At 68.0% G+C, this 17,169-nt stretch carries 15 protein-coding genes; 11 read left to right on the top strand and 4 right to left on the bottom strand.

The annotated features are described in order from the left end of the window. Positions 1-44 precede the first annotated feature (44 nt). Entirely contained in the window at positions 45-929 is an 885-nt protein-coding gene (gene bioC / locus J7J08_RS05705) for a malonyl-ACP O-methyltransferase BioC (protein WP_214902530.1), read from the top strand. Between the two features lie 17 nt (positions 930-946). On the opposite strand, the gene J7J08_RS05700 is transcribed toward bioC, so the two are convergent. Together J7J08_RS05700 and J7J08_RS05695 are read right to left on the bottom strand one after the other, a co-directional pair. Next, entirely contained in the window at positions 947-1,570 is a 624-nt protein-coding gene (locus tag J7J08_RS05700; RefSeq protein ID WP_214902528.1) for a YdcF family protein, read from the bottom strand. Next, positions 1,555-2,514, bottom strand: a complete 960-nt coding sequence (locus J7J08_RS05695) for a pyridoxal-phosphate dependent enzyme (protein WP_214902527.1) — start codon at positions 2,512-2,514, stop codon at positions 1,555-1,557. The genes J7J08_RS05700 and J7J08_RS05695 overlap by 16 nt, the downstream gene beginning before the upstream one ends. Before the next feature lie 115 nt (positions 2,515-2,629). Between J7J08_RS05695 and J7J08_RS05690 the strand changes: the two genes are divergently transcribed. The 9 genes from J7J08_RS05690 to J7J08_RS05650 all read left to right on the top strand — a co-directional run bounded on the left by J7J08_RS05690 (position 2,630) and on the right by J7J08_RS05650 (position 13,097). Next, positions 2,630-3,175, top strand: a complete 546-nt coding sequence (locus J7J08_RS05690) for a hypothetical protein (RefSeq protein WP_214902525.1) — start codon at positions 2,630-2,632, stop codon at positions 3,173-3,175. A 492-nt stretch (positions 3,176-3,667) separates the two neighbouring features. Then, positions 3,668-5,557, top strand: a complete 1,890-nt coding sequence (gene mnmG, locus J7J08_RS05685) for a tRNA uridine-5-carboxymethylaminomethyl(34) synthesis enzyme MnmG (protein WP_214902523.1) — start codon at positions 3,668-3,670, stop codon at positions 5,555-5,557. A 154-nt stretch (positions 5,558-5,711) separates the two neighbouring features. Then, the gene (locus tag J7J08_RS05680) at positions 5,712-6,245 is read left to right on the top strand and encodes a gamma carbonic anhydrase family protein (RefSeq protein WP_214902521.1); all 534 of its coding nucleotides are present in this window, start codon (positions 5,712-5,714) and stop codon (positions 6,243-6,245) included. Positions 6,246-6,371: 126 nt separating this feature from the next. Continuing rightward, positions 6,372-7,061, top strand: coding sequence for an RDD family protein (locus J7J08_RS05675; RefSeq protein WP_214902519.1), 690 nt, complete (start codon positions 6,372-6,374; stop codon positions 7,059-7,061). After that, positions 7,058-8,050 carry a stage II sporulation protein M gene (locus J7J08_RS05670; protein ID WP_214902517.1) on the top strand — a complete coding sequence of 331 codons (993 nt, stop codon included), beginning with the start codon at positions 7,058-7,060 and terminating at the stop codon, positions 8,048-8,050. Before J7J08_RS05675 ends, J7J08_RS05670 begins: the two co-directional genes overlap by 4 nt. Then, positions 8,040-9,632 (top strand): DUF4129 domain-containing protein, encoded by a 1,593-nt coding sequence (locus J7J08_RS05665; protein WP_214902514.1) that lies wholly within the window; start codon positions 8,040-8,042, stop codon positions 9,630-9,632. Before J7J08_RS05670 ends, J7J08_RS05665 begins: the two co-directional genes overlap by 11 nt. Beyond that, entirely contained in the window at positions 9,629-10,804 is a 1,176-nt protein-coding gene (locus J7J08_RS05660; RefSeq protein WP_214902511.1) for a DUF4350 domain-containing protein, read from the top strand. The genes J7J08_RS05665 and J7J08_RS05660 overlap by 4 nt, the downstream gene beginning before the upstream one ends. Further along, positions 10,801-11,802 carry a MoxR family ATPase gene (locus tag J7J08_RS05655; protein ID WP_214902508.1) on the top strand — a complete coding sequence of 334 codons (1,002 nt, stop codon included), beginning with the start codon at positions 10,801-10,803 and terminating at the stop codon, positions 11,800-11,802. Before J7J08_RS05660 ends, J7J08_RS05655 begins: the two co-directional genes overlap by 4 nt. After that, positions 11,799-13,097, top strand: coding sequence for a DUF58 domain-containing protein (locus J7J08_RS05650; RefSeq protein WP_214902505.1), 1,299 nt, complete (start codon positions 11,799-11,801; stop codon positions 13,095-13,097). Before J7J08_RS05655 ends, J7J08_RS05650 begins: the two co-directional genes overlap by 4 nt. 279 nt (positions 13,098-13,376) lie before the next feature. Here J7J08_RS05650 and J7J08_RS05645 read toward each other — a convergent pair whose 3' ends face one another. Both J7J08_RS05645 and J7J08_RS05640 read right to left on the bottom strand, forming a co-directional pair. After that, positions 13,377-14,555 carry a glutathionylspermidine synthase family protein gene (locus J7J08_RS05645; protein WP_214902502.1) on the bottom strand — a complete coding sequence of 393 codons (1,179 nt, stop codon included), beginning with the start codon at positions 14,553-14,555 and terminating at the stop codon, positions 13,377-13,379. Between the two features lie 4 nt (positions 14,556-14,559). Next, complete coding sequence (locus J7J08_RS05640) at positions 14,560-15,123, bottom strand: DUF1190 domain-containing protein (protein ID WP_214902499.1); 564 nt, start codon at positions 15,121-15,123, stop codon at positions 14,560-14,562. 194 nt (positions 15,124-15,317) lie between these two features. On the opposite strand from J7J08_RS05640, the gene ilvD reads away from it, so the two are divergent. After that, positions 15,318-17,150 (top strand): dihydroxy-acid dehydratase, encoded by a 1,833-nt coding sequence (gene ilvD / locus J7J08_RS05635; protein WP_214902496.1) that lies wholly within the window; start codon positions 15,318-15,320, stop codon positions 17,148-17,150. Positions 17,151-17,169 lie beyond the last annotated feature (19 nt).

Genomic DNA, 17,169 nt, shown 5'->3' with positions numbered 1-17,169 from the left:
GGTCGTGCGCTACCGCATGTCTTTGCATTATGTAGTGAGCCTTCATGACCGCCAGCTTTGATTCCCAGCACGTCCGCCGCGCGTTCTCGCGCGCCGCCAGCAGTTACGACGCCGCCGCTGCCCTGCAGCGCGAGGTGGAGAAGCGGCTGCTCGAATCGCTGGATTACCTGGAGAGCCGGCAGCCGGAGGTGGTACTGGACGTTGGCAGTGGCACCGGGCACGCCAGTGCAGCCATGAAGAAGCGCTGGCCCAAGGCGCAGGTGATTGCGCTGGACATGGCCGAGCCGATGCTGCGCGAGGCGAAGAAGCAGGCCGGCTGGTGGAAGCCGTTCACCCGCGTATGCGGCGATGCGCAGGCATTGCCGCTGCGCGACCAGAGCGTGGATGTGATCTACAGCAACCTGTGCCTGCAGTGGGTGGAAGACCTGCCGGCGGTGTTTGCCGGCTTCCGCAGGGTGCTCAAGCCAGGTGGGCTGCTGGTGTGCTCGACCTTCGGGCCGGAAACGCTGATCGAGCTGCGTGACGCGTTCGCCAGTGCCGACGACCGCTCGCACGTGAGCCGCTTCCCCCCCATTGCCCAGTTCGGCGATGCGCTGATGATGTCCGGCTTCCGCGATCCGGTGCTGGACCGCGACCTGTTCACGCTGACCTATCCGGACATGGATGCGCTGATGCGCGAGCTGCGCGCGATCGGCGCCACCCACGCGCGCGTGGATCGCCGGCATACGCTGACCGGGCGCGGTCGTTTCGCTGCAGCGCGCGCCGCGTATGAGCCGCTGCGCCGGGAAGACGGTACGCTGCCCAGCAGCTGGGAGGTGATCTATGCACATGCGTGGTCGCCGGACGCGGGCGCACCGATTCGTGAGCGCGGGCAGGATGTGGCGAGCGTGCCGGTGTCGGCGATTCCAATCCGGCGCAGGACCACCTGATGGCGTGTCCGACGCGGTCAGGAACCGTTCGCGGACGGGAACATGTCGCGGTGGAAGAAGTAGATTTCCTGCACCAGAAACTTCCAGCTGGTGTGGAAGCTGCGGAAGCGCGTGCTCGGCGTTGACGACGCCAGCGCATCGATACCCAGTTCGCGGGCCAGGCGCAGCGCGCGCGCCATGTGCAGCGGATCGCTGACGATGATCACCCGGTGCAGCTTGTGCTGGTCCATCAGCAGGCGCGCCTCGACCAGGTTCTGGCGGGTGGTACGCGACGCGGTTTCGATCAGGATCGCGTCTTCCGGTACGCCCTGTTTCAAGGCGTAGCGACGCGCGACCTGCGATTCGGAAAAACGCGCACCAGTACCGCCATAGCCCCCGGTAAATATCAGCAGCGGCGCATATCCCTGGCGGTACAGATCCAGCCCATGCCGTATGCGCTCTTCGAACACCGGCGAGGGCTTGGCATCGTAGGCGGCCGCACCCAGCACGATGATGGCGTCGGCTTTGGCCGCCTGGTCGCGCTCGCCGACCCAGACGATCCAGGCAGTCACGCACAGCAGCCAGGCCGCCAGCAGCATGCACAGCCGCCACAGCCAACCCGCCAGCCCTACCCGTGCGCGCCGGCTCATGCCACCGCCCATGGCAGGGCATCAAGGTCGACGTTGCCACCGGACAGCACCACGCCCACCCGCTGCCCGGCGAAGCGGGCCGGCTGGGACAGGATCGCGGCCAGGGCAATCGCCGAGGACGGCTCCACCACCTGCTTGAGCACCTGCCAGAGCAGGCGCATGGCCGCGACGGTGGCCGCATCGTCCACGGTGATCACCTCGGCCGCGCCGTGCAGCAGCGCGAAGTTGGGTGCACCGAGGGTGCCGCGCAGGCCATCGCAGATCGTGTCGGGGGTGAAGTCGAGGCGGCGCTCGCCAGCGGCCAGCGAACGGGCCGTATCGGCCGCGCCCTCCGGTTCGGCCAGCACCAGCCGCGTGCGCGCGGCCACCGCCTGCAGTGCCAGCCGGGTTCCGGCCGCCAGGCCGCCGCCGCCCACCGGCACCACCAGGGTGTCGAACGGGCCATGGCTGCCCAACAGTTCCAGCGCCACGGTGCCCTGCCCGGCAATCACGTGGGAACTGGTGTAGGGATGGACCAGGGTGGCGCCGGTGTTTGCCTCCACCTGGGCGCACATGGCCTCGCGCGCGGCGATGGTGGGCGCGCAGCGCCACAGGGTGGCGCCGTGGCGCACGATGTTGGCCAGCTTGGCCGCCACCGCCCCTTCCGGTACCACCACATGGCAGGCAACGCCACGCGTGCGGGCGGCCAGCGCCAGCGCGGCGCCATGGTTGCCCGACGAATGGGTGACCACCCCCCGCGCGGCCACCGCCTCCGGCAGGGCCCAGACCGCGTTGCAGGCACCGCGGAACTTGAACGCACCGCCCCGTTGCAGATGCTCGGCCTTGAAGGCCAGTCGCGCCCCGCTCATCACGTCCAGGACCTGCGAGTGCAGGACCGGCGTGACGCTGGCGTGCGGCGCGATCCGCGCGGCGGCAGCCAACAGGTCATCGGCGCAGGGCAGGGATGAATCGGTCATGACACAAGATTAACGTGCCACGATGGCAACCGTTCATCCGGCCCGGGCAAAGTTAAGGGCCGATTCAATGCGGCGGCCTGATGCTGGGCCCATACCCTACAGGGGGGACCCCTTCATGAAGATGCGCCTGATACTTGCCGGCGGCCTGTTGCTGACGCTGTCCGGTTGCGCGACCTACGACTATGTCGGCGGCGGTGGCGGCGGTGGCACCGGCTATTACCACGGTGCACCGTCGGTGGAATACCGCTACCCCGCCGGCTACCCGTATGGCTACGGCAGCGGCTACTACGGGGGTGGCGGCTATTACGGCTATGGCGGCTACGGTGGCTACAGCAACTACCCGATCTACCGGCCGTACCCGAACTACCGCCCGCCGCATCACCACCGCCCGCCGCCCCGCCCGGGCAATGGCAATGGTGGCCAGGTGCGCCCCCCCGACCGTCCGCGCCCGCCCAATAACGGCGGTTCGCCCTGGCGGAACATGGATTCGGTGGGTTCGCGCCCGCCGCGTCAGAACCGCCCGCCGCAGCAGCGTCCCCAACCGCAGCAGCAGCGACCGGTGGGCGCGCCGCAGTCCCGGCCCAACCCGCCGGCCCAACGGAACAATGGCTCCCCCTGGCGCAACATGAATAAGTTGAACCAGCGCACACAAGAGAGATGAGACCGCTTGATTTTCACCTGCCTGGCAGGTCAATCTAGCCGGGCAGTGACGACCTCGGTCGAAAAGTGACAAAAACGACATACGGCGTCACATTGAGCTCTATGTCGATATCCGACAGGAACATCTGGATCCCCCCTGTTCCGGCCCTGTCGGATGTCGGCACCTACAATGCAGAAGGCCCCGCCAATGGCGGGGCCTTTTGTTTTCCAAGGCGATAAAAACAGGGCCGGCAGTCCCCCGACTACCGGCCCTTCTGCTTCCCCATGATGCGCATGAACCGGCCCCTGTTCCAATTCCGGTCCGTAGTGCCTTTCGGCGCCTGCCATCCTGGGTGCTATTGGGTTATCTGCAGAGAACGTGCCAACTTTAGGGTCGGATGCGTTTTTTTTGCTGGCCCCCGTTCACGGACCCGGCGCGAACGGCGCTAAAATGACCGCCGCGCCCTGTCCCGGGGCTGATCCGGGCCATGCCGGCCCTGCCCCAGAGCACCCCATGACCGATTCTTTCTACGGCTACGACGTCATCGTGATCGGCGGCGGCCATGCCGGCACCGAAGCCGCGCTGGCGGCCGCCCGCAGCGGCGCACGTACGCTGCTGCTGACCCATAACGTAGAAACCATCGGCGCGATGAGCTGCAACCCGGCCATCGGCGGCATCGGCAAGGGCCACCTGGTCAAGGAGATCGACGCCCTGGGCGGCGCCATGGCGCATGCCGCCGACCGCGCCGGCATCCAATGGCGCACGCTCAATGCCTCCAAGGGCCCGGCCGTACGCGCCACCCGCTGCCAGGCCGACCGCAACCTGTACCGCATGGCCATCCGCGGCATGGTCGAGGCGCAGCCGAACCTGACCGTGTTCCAGGCCGCCGTGGACGACCTGGTGATTGAGGGCGACGCGGTGCGCGGGGTGATCACCCAGACCGGGCTGCAGTTCAACGCCCCGGCGGTGGTGCTCACCGCCGGCACGTTCCTGGCCGGCAAGATCCATGTCGGCCAGACCCAGTACGCGGCCGGCCGCATGGGCGATCCGCCGGCCACCACGCTGGCCGCGCGCCTGCGCGAGCGACCGTTCGCGATCGACCGGCTCAAGACCGGCACCCCGCCGCGCATCGATGGCCGCTCGCTGGATTACAGCGTGATGGACGAGCAGCCGGGCGACGATCCACGCCCGGTGATGTCCTTCCTGGGCAGCGTGGCCGAGCACCCGGCCCAGGTGAGCTGCTGGATCACCCACACCAGCGGGCACACCCACGAGATCATCCGCAGCGCACTGCACCGCTCGCCGCTGTACAGCGGCCAGATCGAGGGCATCGGCCCGCGTTACTGTCCGTCCATCGAAGACAAGGTAGTGCGCTTTGCCGAGAAGGCCAGCCACCAGATCTTCGTCGAGCCCGAAGGGCTGGACGTGGTGGAGATCTACCCCAACGGCATCTCCACCTCGCTGCCGTTCGACGTGCAGCTGGCGCTGGTGCGCAGCATCCGTGGCTTCGAAAACGCGCACATCACGCGGCCGGGCTATGCCATCGAATACGATTTCTTCGACCCGCGCGGGTTGAACAACACGCTGGAGACCAAGGCGGTATCCGGGCTGTTCTTCGCCGGCCAGATCAACGGCACCACCGGCTATGAAGAAGCCGCCGCGCAGGGCCTGCTGGCCGGGCTCAACGCCGCGCGCCACGTTCGCGACGAAGCGGGCTGGTGCCCGCGCCGCGACGAGGCCTACCTGGGCGTGCTGGTGGACGATCTGATCACCCACGGCACCACCGAGCCGTACCGCATGTTCACCAGCCGCGCCGAGTACCGGCTGCAGCTGCGCGAAGACAACGCCGACGTGCGCCTGACCGGCATCGGCCGCGAACTGGGCGTGGTCGGCGACCGCCGCTGGGCTGCCTTCCAGGCCAAGCAGGAGGCGGTGGCGCAGGAATCGGCGCGCCTGCGTGCGCTGTGGGCGACCCCGGCCAACGCGCTGGGCCGCGAAGTGGAAGCTGCGCTGGGCGTGGCGGTCAGCCGCGAAACCAATGTGCTGGACCTGATAAAGCGCCCGGAACTGGACTACGCCAAGCTGATGCAGGTGCCCTCGCTGGGCCCGGGCGTGGACGATGCGAAGGTGGCCGAGCAGGTTGAGATCGGGGTGAAGTACGCCGGTTACCTGGACCGCCAGCGCGAGGAAATCGAACGCCAGCAGCGCCATGAGAACACGGCCATCGATGCGGCGTTCGATTACGCCAGCGTGCGCGGGCTGTCGGCCGAAGTGCAGCAGAAGCTGGAGCGGGTGCGCCCGCAGACCATCGGCCAGGCCCAGCGCATCCCGGGCATGACCCCGGCCGCGATTTCGCTGCTGCTGGTGCACCTGGAGCGCGCGCGGCGCAGCCGGGTGGCGTGATGGTTTACGTGGGACACGCGTGGCGTGTCGCTACGCGGACCATCGCCCGCGCGTAACATGACCCGATGACGCAATGTCGGCGTAGCGACACGCCATGCGTGTCCCATGCAATGCATCCGCAGCCGTCATACCCCCTACCCCTGCCGGAATCCCCATGTCCCCTCTTCGTCCCTTCCTGGACACCTTCCCCGTCGTCGGTGAACGCGCCTACATCGACCCGGCCTGCACGATCATCGGTGACGTGGTGTTGGGTGACGATGTCTCGGTGTGGCCGGGCACGGTGATCCGCGGCGACGTCAACCACGTGCGGATCGGGGCGCGCAGCAACATCCAGGATGGCACCATCATCCATGTCAGCCACCACAGCCCCTACAACAAGGGTGGCTACCCTACGCTGATCGGCGAAGGGGTCACCGTGGGCCACGGCACCATCATCCATGCCTGCACGATCGGCGAGTACAGCCTGATCGGGATGGGGGCCTGCATCCTGGATGGCGCCACGGTAAGCCGGCACAGCTTTGTCGGGGCCGGCGCGGTGATCGGACCGGGCAAGGTGGTGGGCGAAGGGGAACTGTGGGTGGGCAACCCTGCGCGGCCGGTGCGTTCGCTGAGCGCGCAGGAGATCGAGTCGCTGCACTATTCCGCCGATCACTACGTGCGGTTGAAGGACAAGTACCTTGGGATGTGACCGCCCCCGGCACCGCGCAGCCACGCAGGGGGTGGCTCTACCCGTTGCCTTGTGCACACGGTAAAGTCGACATCCGACCCAGGAAGCCGTCGAGAACCGCATGCCGTTGGAAGGCCGTGTGCGCGCATGAGCGCGCCGATGCTGGATACCTACCGTGAGGTAATCACGCCCGAAGGCGTGCCGCTGCACCTGCCGGCAGCCGGGCCGGTGCCGCGTGCGCTGGCGTGGGGCATCGACTTCGTCATCCGCGTGGCGGCGCTGCTGCTGCTGAGCATTCCGCTCGCCGTGCTGGGTGAATTTGGCCAGGGCCTCTATCTCGGCCTGATGTTCCTGTTGATGTGGGCGTACACCATCGTGCAGGAGGCCTGCTGGGGCCGTACCGTGGGCAAGCGGGTGATGAACCTGCGTGTGGTGGCCCAGGACGGCGCGCCGATCGGCTGGATGGCCTCCATCACCCGCAACCTGCTGCGTACCGTGGACATGCTGCCATTTGGCTATGCGTTGGGGTTGCTGTCGTGCCTGCTCGATCGCAATGGCCGGCGCTTGGGCGACCTGGTCGCCGGCACCGTGGTGGTGCATGACAGTGGCCGGCCGTGGTCGGCCAGCGTGGCCATCGATACCGTGCTTGCGCCGCCGCAGCCCCTTCAGCCGGCCGAACAGGCGGCCATCATCGCATTCGCCGAGCGTGCACCGCGCCTGTCCGGCCCGCGCCAACAGGAGCTGGCGGCGGTGGCCGCGCCGATCAGCGGTGGCCAGGGCCAGGTCGGCGTGCTGCGCCTGTATGCCATGGCCAACTGGCTGCTGGGGCGCCGATGAGGCAGGAACAGTTCGTTACCCGGTACCAGGCCGAATGGCAGGCGCTGGAGCGATGGCTGGCGCTGCGCGGTGACCGGCCGCGGCATGCCCGCCGCTCGCCGGACCCGTCCGCGCTCAACGATGAAGACATCCCTCAACACTATCGCCGTCTGTGCCAGCAGCTGGCGCTTGCCCGCAAGCGCGGCTACAGCCCGCAGCTGGTGGCACGCCTGCAGTTGCTGATGCAGCAGGGCCATGGCCTGCTGTACCGCACGCCGGCCCCTCGCTGGCGCCGTGCACTGGAATTCCTGCTGGCCGATTTCCCGCAGTTGGTGCGCAGCCAGGCGCGCAGCATGTGGGTGGCGACAGCGCTGTTCGTGCTGCCGCTGGTGGGCAGTTTCGCGGTGATCCAGTGGCACCCGGATGTGATCCACATGCTGATGGACAACAGCGCGATCGCCTCGCTGGAGCGCATGTACAACCCGGCCTCGCCGAACCTGGGCCGCGACAGCGGCACGGACTGGATGATGTTCGGCTACTACATCATGAACAACATCAGCATCGGCCTGCGTACGTTCGCCAGCGGGCTGCTGGCCGGCCTGGGCACGGTGCTGGTGCTGCTGTTCAATGGGCTCACCATTGGCGCGGCGGCCGGCCACCTGCAGCACATCGGTCACGGCGACCCGTTCTGGCGCTTCGTGGTCGGCCATGGCGCATTCGAACTCACCGCCATCGTCATCGCCGGTGGTGCCGGCCTGCAACTGGGCATGAAGCTGCTGGCGCCCGGTCGGCGCCGGCGCATCGATGCGCTGGTGGAAGGCGGGACCATCGGCGCCCGGCTGTGCCTGGGGGTAGCGGCGATGCTGCTGGTGGCCGCCTTCATCGAGGCATTCTGGTCCTCCATTGCGGCAGTGCCCGCGTGGGGCAAGTACAGCGTGGCCGCCGTGCTGTGGACACTGGTGTTCGTGTGGCTGTGGCGCGGTGGGCGGGGGGGCGGTCATGCGGATTGACCAGCTCAACGTCACCCTGCGCGCGCGTTCCGAATGGGAAGCGATGGAGCTGGGGACCGCCTTGGTTCGTCGGCACGCGCGGGCGATCTGGCTGCCGCTGATCGCCGTGTCGCTGCCGTTGTTCGTCTTGATCAATGCCGCCGCGTGGTGGGCCGATGCGTTCGGCTGGGCCTGGCTGGCGATGTGGTGGCTGAAGCCGGTTCCGGACCGGATCGCGCTGTATGTGATCTCGCGCGGCGTGTTCGGCGACGAACCGCGTCCACTGCAGACCTTGCGCGCGCAGCGGCACTGGGGCTGGAGCGGGTTCTGGGGCTACCTGGGCTGGCGTCGTTTCAGCCCGTTCCGTTCGCTGCTGCTGCCGGTGAACCTGCTTGAAGGCAGCGATGCTGCACAGCGCAGCGTGCGCCGCCGCGCCGTGCTCAGCGGCACGTTCGGGCATGCCGTGCTGCTTACCCTGATGTGCATGGTGTTCGAACTGGTGATCGTCAGCGGCTGCATCGCGGCGATCTTCCTGTTCGTGCCCTTGGAACTGCTGTCCGATTCGTGGCGGGCGGCGTGGGAGATGGTGCGCGAGAACATGCCGGCGTGGGCAAAACTGGGGGTGAATGCCCTGTTCTGGCTGGCCGCTACGTTGATCGGGCCGTTCCATGCCGGTGCCGGTTTCGCCCTGTACCTCAACCGCCGCACGGAAATGGAAGCCTGGGACGTGGAGATCGCGTTCCGTCGCATGCGCGATCGGCTGCAGCAGGCCGCGCCGCTGCTGGTGCTGGCGCTGGTGCTGTGCTGGCCGATGGGTGGGCTGCGTGCGGAAGAGCCTGCGCAGGCGCCGAGCTGCGCCGCACCCACTGACACGGATGACGACGAAGAAGACGAGCCCGACGCGGTGCCCGCCGACGACCCGTCCAATACCCCGGCGGTGATCTTCGGCGGCACGCCGGACACCGCCGGCTTCCGCCAGGCCGTGCAGCGCGCCTACGAAGATCCGCTGGTGACGCCCACCCGCGACGTGAAGCGCTGGGAGCGCACCCTGAGCGACGCCGAGAAAAACAAGAAGAAGGACGATGCGGACAAGGACCGCAATCCGTTCGGGCGCGGGCCGCGCCTGCCTGCGCAGATCGCCGAATGGATCTTGTGGGGCCTGGTCGGCCTGCTGGTGCTGGGGCTGATCGCTACCGCACCGTGGTGGCTGCGCTGGCTGCGCGGTACCGGCGTGAGGCGGCGCAGGCCAACCGATCCGGTGGTCGAGGAAGCAGTGGAGCTACCCGAGGTGATTCCGCCGGATCCGGCCGCGCGCGCCCGCGACCTGTGGCAGCAGGGCCGACCGCGCCAGGCGCTGGCACTGTTGTACCGGGCCAGCGTGGAATCGATGAGCGAACGCGCCGAGGTGGTACTGCCACCGGGCGCGACCGAAGCACAGTGCCTGCGTGCGTCGCGGCGCATGCCGGTCGAGGCTGACCGCACGCTGTTCGCCCGCATCGTGCGGGTCTGGCAGTACGCCGCCTACGCCGGGCGCCTGCCCGAGCCGGAAGACTTCGAGGACCTGGCCACCACCCTGCAGACGCAGTTCCGGTGGCGCGCATGAGTGCCCGTCTGCGCGGGTTGATGGTACTGGGCGTGATGCTGGTGCTGGGCGTGCCATTGGCGATCCTGTTCCTACGCAGCCATGAGCGTGTGACCACTACCGAGCACCTGCCGCCACAGGGCGAAGCCAGCTACAACCCGCTGTACGTGCTGGGCCAGGCGCTGCGTGCCGACGGCATCACCGTGCATTCCAGTCCGCGCATCGACCTGCCCCGCATGCAGCTCAAGCCAGCCGACACCGTGGTGCTGCTGCAGGACAACGCCGATGTGCCCGCGCCCACCGCGCAGGCCCTGCTCGAGTGGGTGGGCCAGGGTGGCCACCTGCTGCTGCGCACGCCGCCGCTGTTCAAGGACGAAGACGCACCGCAGGGCCCGCTGCTGGATGCGCTGGGCGTGGATACCGGGTACTACGACAGCGCCTGCAAGGCGTTTCACATTGTCGACGACCCGGGCCATGCCGAGTTCTGCGGTGGCCGCCGCTTCGGTGTGGGGGTACCTGACGGTGTTCGCGTGGAGCGCGAATGGGGCGATGACGATGGGCTGGTGTTCGTGCGGCTGCGCAAGGGCAATGGCACGGTCGACGTGCTGTCGGACATGGAGTTCCTGAAAGGTACCCCGCGCACCTTCGATGCCGCGGACCCCAAAGGCAGCCTGGCCGACGGCCTGCACGACATCGCCCACCGCGACCTGACCCGCCATGTGCTCGACCCGAATTACGCTGAAGGCACGGTGTGGTTGATCTACGGCTCGCGCCCGCCCACCCTGTGGTCGCGCATCTTCTACCAGGGGTGGCCGGTGTGGGTGCCGTTGCTGCTGGCCCTGCTGGCGTGGCTGTGGCAACGCGCGCAGCGGCTGGGCAGCCTGCTGCCGGCGCCGGCCACCGAACGCCGCTCGCTGCTTGAACACGTGCGTGCCAGCGGCGAACACCTGCTGCGCTATGGCAAGGCACCGCTGTTGTACGACGCCACCCGCCGCGCGTTCCTGGCCCGGCTGCGGCGGCGCGCACCGACCGCTGCCGCACTCAGCGGCGAGGCGCAGGTGCATGCCATCGCCAGCCTGCTGCAGTGGCCGCATTCCCGTGTCCAGACCGCCCTGCAGGTACCGCCATCGAAGGATGTCGCGGCCCTGCGTGACCGCATCCGCCTGCTGATCCAGATGAGAAACCTGCTATGACCGAGCCCACCGCTCCGCCGCCGTTGTCCCCGCCCGCGCTGACCGGCCAGCGCCTGGCCGAACGTGTTGATGCCGTGCGCGACGCCGTGGGCCGCGCCTTCATCGGCCAGCCCGAAGTGCTCGACCAGATCCTGATCGCACTGCTGGCCGGTGGCCATGTGCTGATCGAAGGCGTGCCCGGGCTGGGCAAGACCCTGCTGGTGCGCGCGCTGGCGCAGGCGCTGGAGCTGGACTACGGCCGCGTGCAGTTCACCCCCGACCTGATGCCCAGCGATGTCAGCGGCCACGCGGTGTACGACCCGAAGTCGGAGAGCTTCAAGATCCGTCGCGGCCCGGTGTTCACCAACCTGCTGCTGGCCGATGAAATCAACCGCGCCCCGGCCAAGACCCAGTCGGCCCTGCTCGAAGTGATGCAGGAAGGCCAGGTCACCATCGAAGGCAAGGCCTTCGCACTGACCCCGCCGTTCCTGACGCTGGCCACGCAGAACCCGGTGGAGCAGGAAGGCACCTACCCGCTGCCCGAAGCGCAGCTGGACCGCTTCCTGCTCAAGGTGATCATCGATTACCCGGCGCTGGACGATGAAAAGCGCATGGTGGATGCGATCACCACCGGCCGCAGCGCAGCGGACTTCGACCTGTCGCAGGTGCCGCGCGTGCTCAATGGTGCCGAGGTGATCGCGCTGCAGCAGGCCACCGCTTCGATCACGGTCGACCCGGAAGTGGTGGACTACGCGGTGCGGATTGTTGCCGCCACCCGTACCTTCCCCGGCATCGCGCTGGGCGCCGGCCCACGCGGCAGCATTGCGTTGGTACGCGCGGCGCGTGCGCAGGCGGTGCTGGCCGGCCGCGACTTCGTTACACCCGACGACGTGCGCGACGTGGCCCGCCCGGCGCTGCGCCACCGCATCGCGCTGGCGCCGGAACTGCAGATCGAAGGCCAATCGGCCGACGATGCGTTGACCGCGCTGCTGGCCAAGGTGGAAGCACCGCGCAAATGAGGCCAGGGCCGCTGCTGCTGGTGCTGCTGGTCGGCTGGGCGCTGCTCGGGCTGCCGGTGGCGTTCGGGCTGCTGCCGGTCGGGGCCTGGTGGCTGGCGGCAGCGGTGATCGTGCTGCTGGCACTGGTGGACCTGCTGCGGCTGCGCGCGCAGCCCTCGCCCACGGTGCAGCGCGAACTGCCGGAGGCCCTGGCGTTGAACGTCGAGCGACGCACCACGCTGCGCTTCGAATCCAGCCGCCGCCAACGCGTGGAGGTGTTCGACCTGGTTCCGGGGGCGTGGACGCAGCAGGGACTGCCGCGTGCGTTGACGCTCAAGCCGCTGGTGGCCAGCAGCGTGGACTACACGGTCACCCCGACGGTGCGTGGCCGCTTCGTGTTCGACGGGGTGCACCTGCGTCTGCATGCGCCCTGGCGGATGTGGCGCCAGCGCCGGCTGCTGCCACCGGCGCTGACCGTGCGCGTGTATCCCAACTTCGCCCCGCTGACCCGCTTCGCATTGTTCAGTGCCGAACAGGCATCGCGCCTGGTTGGCGCGCACCTCAAGCGCCGCCGTGGCGAGGGCACCGACTTCCACCAGATGCGCGAGTACCGCATTGGCGACAGCCTGCGCCAGATCGATTGGAAGGCCACCTCGCGCGCGCGCAAGCTGATTTCGCGTGAGTACCAGGACGAGAAGAACCAGCAACTGGTGCTGATGATCGACACCGGCCGCCGCATGATGGCCAGCGAAGGTGGGCTGTCGCACTTCGACCATGTGCTCAACGCGGCGCTGGTGGTGTCCTACCTGGCGCTGCGCCAAGGCGATGGCGTGGGCCTGTTCGCCAGTGGTGGCGAGAGCCGCTGGGTGGCACCGCAACGCGGCATGGGCGCGATCGACGCGCTGCTGCGCGCCAGCTACGACCTGCAGGCGCAGGCGGTGGCCACCGACTATCTGGCTGCTGCCACCGAACTGAGCCTGCGCCAGCGGCGGCGTTCGCTGGTGATGCTGGTGACCAACGTGCGCGATGAGGACATCGAAGACCTGCTGGTGGCGGTACGCCTGCTGCAGCGCCAGCACCTGGTGTGCGTGGCCAGCCTGCGCGAGCGCGAGCTGGACGTGGCGTTGGAGCAGGAGGTGGAAACGCTGCAGGACGCCACCCAGGCCGGTGCCATCGCGCGCTACCTGCAGCAGCGCAATGACGCGCATGAAGCGCTGCGCAGCCATCGGGTGATGGTGCTGGATGTTACCGCCGATGCGCTGCCGGGAGCGTTGGTTGAGCGCTACCTGGCAGTGAAGCGCGATGGGTTGCTATGACCATGACCGGCCGATGGGGGTCATGCCGGTAGGGTCGCGTCCCGATCGACGACGTGCATGGATGCACAAGTGGTGCGGCCGCAGGACGCGGAAGAGCATCCACCGCCGATAACGGTGAGCGGCTACGTGCAGGCATGACGTGTGCCGAGGAAGCGCCTCTCCGACCAAGGTCATGCGTCAAAGCACTGATGGGTGTTATCGGCGGTCGTTTGGGAACCGACCCTACTGCGCCCAGCGATGATCGCGGAAAGGCGACCAGCGCCTGCAATCAGCCCCGCCTCAGACGTAGATGCGCGTCGGGACTTCGTCGATGATCGCGTGCGGCACGAAGCGCGCACTGTCGCGGGTGATCCGGCTGTTGTCTTCGCGGATGCCCATGCCGCAGGCGTGGTCGCCCACGACCCAGCTGCCGACCAGCGGGTAGCCGCCGTCGAACGCGGTGAGCGGGTGCGCGGCCTGGCGGATCGCCGGGCCGGTGTATGGGCCTTCGCTTTCCTGCCAGCTGCCATCGGCCAGGTGCATGGCCACGTTGGCGCCTTCGCGCGAGAACAGCGGCTTGCGCACCCAGCCGGCCGGCAGCGCGCTGCCGTCGTCGAACGCGGCGGCCAGCAGGTTCGGGTGGCCGTGGTGGCGCTGCCACAACAGCGGCAGCACGCCCTTGTTGCTCAGGATCGCCTTCCATGCCGGTTCCAGCAGCTGCACGCCCGAGCCGGGCAGCGCCTGGCCGAACGATTCGGTCATCAGGTCTTCCAGCGGGTACAGCTTGAACAGGCTGCCGATCACGGTGTCGTCGAGCGCGGTGAAACGGCCGTCTTCGGACAGGCCGATGTCTTCGATCGCGATCGCCTCGCCACGCAGGCCGGCCTGGGCCGCACAATCGCGCAGGTAGGCCACGGTGCCCTGGTCTTCTTCCGAAGCGCCCACGGCGCTGAAGTACAGCGGCGGCGGCAACTGCGCCGACAGCTGCCCGAAGCGTTCCACCAACGCTTCATGGATCGCGTTGAACTGGTCCGCGTGCGGCGGCAGGCGGTTCTGGTTGCGCTGGTCTTCCAGCCACTGCCACTGGAAGAACGACGCCTCGAACAACGAGGTCGGCGTGTCGTAGTTGAGTTCGTAGAGCTTGGCCGGACCGGTGCCGTCATAGGCAAAGTCCAGCCGGCCGTACAGGTGCGGTTCGCGGCGGCGCCAGCTGTCGGCGATCCAGTCGCGGAACGCGGCGGGAATCGCCAGCTGGTCCATCAGCTGTTCGCTGCGTACCACCTCGTCCACCAGATCCATCGCCATTGCATGCAGCTCGGCGCTGGGGTCTTCGATGTCCTGCTCGATCTGGCGCAGGGTGAACGCGTAGTACGCGGTTTCATCCCAGTACGGCAGGCCGTCGATGGTGTGGAAGCGGAAACCGGATTCGGCAGCACGAGCGCGCCACTGGCTGCGCTCGTCGATACGCACACGCTTCATTGCATCAACCGCCGTAGCTGCTACGGCTGCTGCTGGTGTTGCCGAAGCCACCCCGGCTGGCGGTAACGGCACGGTTCGGGATGCTGGTGACCGGGGCCAGGCCCGCCTTGCCGGCGCCGATGCCGCTGGCGGTGTTCAGCCCGCCGCTGCCGCCCGGCGCCGGGCGCGCCCAGCCCTTGGCCTTGTCCTGGTAGGCCGGGCTGGCCGCCGGGGCCTGCGCCATGCCGGTGCCACGGTTGCTGAGCATCTGCGACATGAAGAAGCCCATCATCATCGGCCCAATGAACGAATGGCCGGTGGAGGTCTTCTGTTCCACGCAATGCTCAGCGTTGTACTCGGCTTCGCATGCGGCACGCGAGGCGTACTTGGGGGCCGCATCGGCCGACTGCTTCTGCGCCTCGGCAAAGGCGGTGCGGCAGCTGGAGGGGTCGCCGGTGGCGTCGGTACAGGCCTGCACCGAGGTGTACAGCCCTTCCTGCACCTGCACCGCTTCATCCTTGGAGCAGGCGGTGAACAGCAGCGGTGCGGCGCTCATCAGCAGCAGTGCGGTGGTCCTGGAACGTTTCATGGCGGCGTACCCCCCCTTTTGCGGTTATCCCCTCAATCATGCCTCATCGCGACCAACAACCAAAACCGGCAAAGTCCAAAAGATGAACGGCGTTTCAGGATCGACCGCCCGGATCGTTGCAACAGCAACCGGAATTTTTAGGCAGAATCGAATGGCAACGCGCCCCCACGGCCCGCCAGATCCTGCCAGCCCCCATGCCTGAATACCGCTCCCGTACCTCCACCGCCGGCCGCAACATGGCCGGCGCCCGTGCCCTGTGGCGCGCCACGGGGATGACCGATGCCGACTTCCACAAGCCGATCATCGCCATCGCCAATTCGTTCACCCAGTTCGTGCCCGGCCACGTGCACCTCAAGGACCTGGGCCAGCTGGTGGCGCGCGAGATCGAACAGGTTGGCGGGGTTGCCAAGGAGTTCAACACCATCGCGGTGGATGACGGCATCGCCATGGGCCACGACGGCATGCTGTATTCGCTGCCCAGCCGCGAGATCATCGCCGATTCGGTGGAGTACATGGTCAACGCGCACTGCGCCGATGCGCTGGTGTGCATTTCCAACTGCGACAAGATCACCCCCGGCATGCTGATGGCCGCGCTGCGGCTGAACATCCCGGTGGTGTTCGTCTCCGGCGGGCCGATGGAAGCGGGCAAGACCCGGCTGGCCGAGCACAAGCTGGACCTGGTGGATGCGATGGTGATCGCCGCTGACGCCAGCGCTTCCGATGAAAAGGTCGCCGAGTACGAACGCAGCGCCTGCCCTACCTGCGGGTCGTGCTCGGGTATGTTCACCGCCAATTCGATGAACTGCCTGACCGAAGCGCTGGGATTGTCGCTGCCGGGCAATGGCTCGACCCTGGCCACCCACGCCGACCGCGAGCAGCTGTTCCGCCGTGCCGGACGGCTGGTGGTGGAGTTGTGCCACCGCTGGTATGGCGGCGAAGATGCCACGGCGCTGCCGCGCGGCATCGCCACGCATGCCGCGTTCGAGAATGCGATGACGCTGGATATTGCGATGGGCGGCTCGACCAACACCATCCTGCACCTGCTGGCCGCCGCGCAGGAAGCCGAGGTGGACTTCGACCTGCACGCCATCGATGCGCTGTCGCGGCGGGTGCCGCAGCTGTGCAAGGTGGCGCCGAACACGCCGAAATACCACATGGAGGATGTGCACCGCGCCGGTGGCGTGTTCGCCATCCTGGGTTCGCTGGCGCGCGGCGGGCTGCTGCATACCGACGTGCCCACCGTGCACAGCCGCACCCTGGCCGACGCGATTGCGCGCTGGGATGTGGCGGTGACCGACGATGCGGGCGTGCATGAATTCTTCAGCGCCGGCCCGGCCGGCATCCCCACCCAGGTGGCTTTCAGCCAGGCCACGCGGTGGCCCACATTGGACCTGGACCGCGCCGACGGTTGCATCCGCGATGTGGCGCATGCGTATTCGGCCGAAGGGGGGCTGGCGGTGTTACGCGGCAACCTGGCTGAAGATGGCTGCGTGGTGAAGACCGCCGGCGTGGATGAATCCATCCATGTGTTCGAGGGCAAGGCGCGCGTGTTTGAAAGCCAGGATGCCGCCGTGCAGGGCATCCTGGCCGACCAGGTGGGCGCCGGCGATGTGGTGGTGATCCGCTATGAGGGCCCGCGTGGTGGGCCCGGCATGCAGGAGATGCTGTACCCCACCAGTTACCTGAAGTCCAAGGGGCTGGGCAAGCAGTGTGCGCTGCTCACCGATGGAAGGTTCTCGGGCGGTACGTCCGGATTGTCGATCGGGCATGCCTCGCCGGAAGCGGCAGCGGGCGGCACCATCGGGCTGGTGCGCGATGGCGACCGGATCCGGATCGATATTCCGGCACGGCGGATCGATGTATTGCTGGATGAGAGCGTGCTGGCCGCGCGGCGCGCCGAGCAGGATGCGCTGGGGTGGAAGCCGCGCGAGGCACGCCCGCGCAAGGTCACCGGGGCGTTGAAGGCGTATGCATTGTTGGCGACGAGCGCGGATAAGGGCGCGGTGCGGGATCTGAGCCGGTTGTAAGACCGTGCAGCCACGCAGG

The organism is Stenotrophomonas sp. ISL-67, assembly GCF_018612915.1.
In the GTDB taxonomy this organism is placed as follows: domain Bacteria; phylum Pseudomonadota; class Gammaproteobacteria; order Xanthomonadales; family Xanthomonadaceae; genus Stenotrophomonas.
This window is presented reverse-complemented; position numbering and strand designations above follow the sequence as displayed.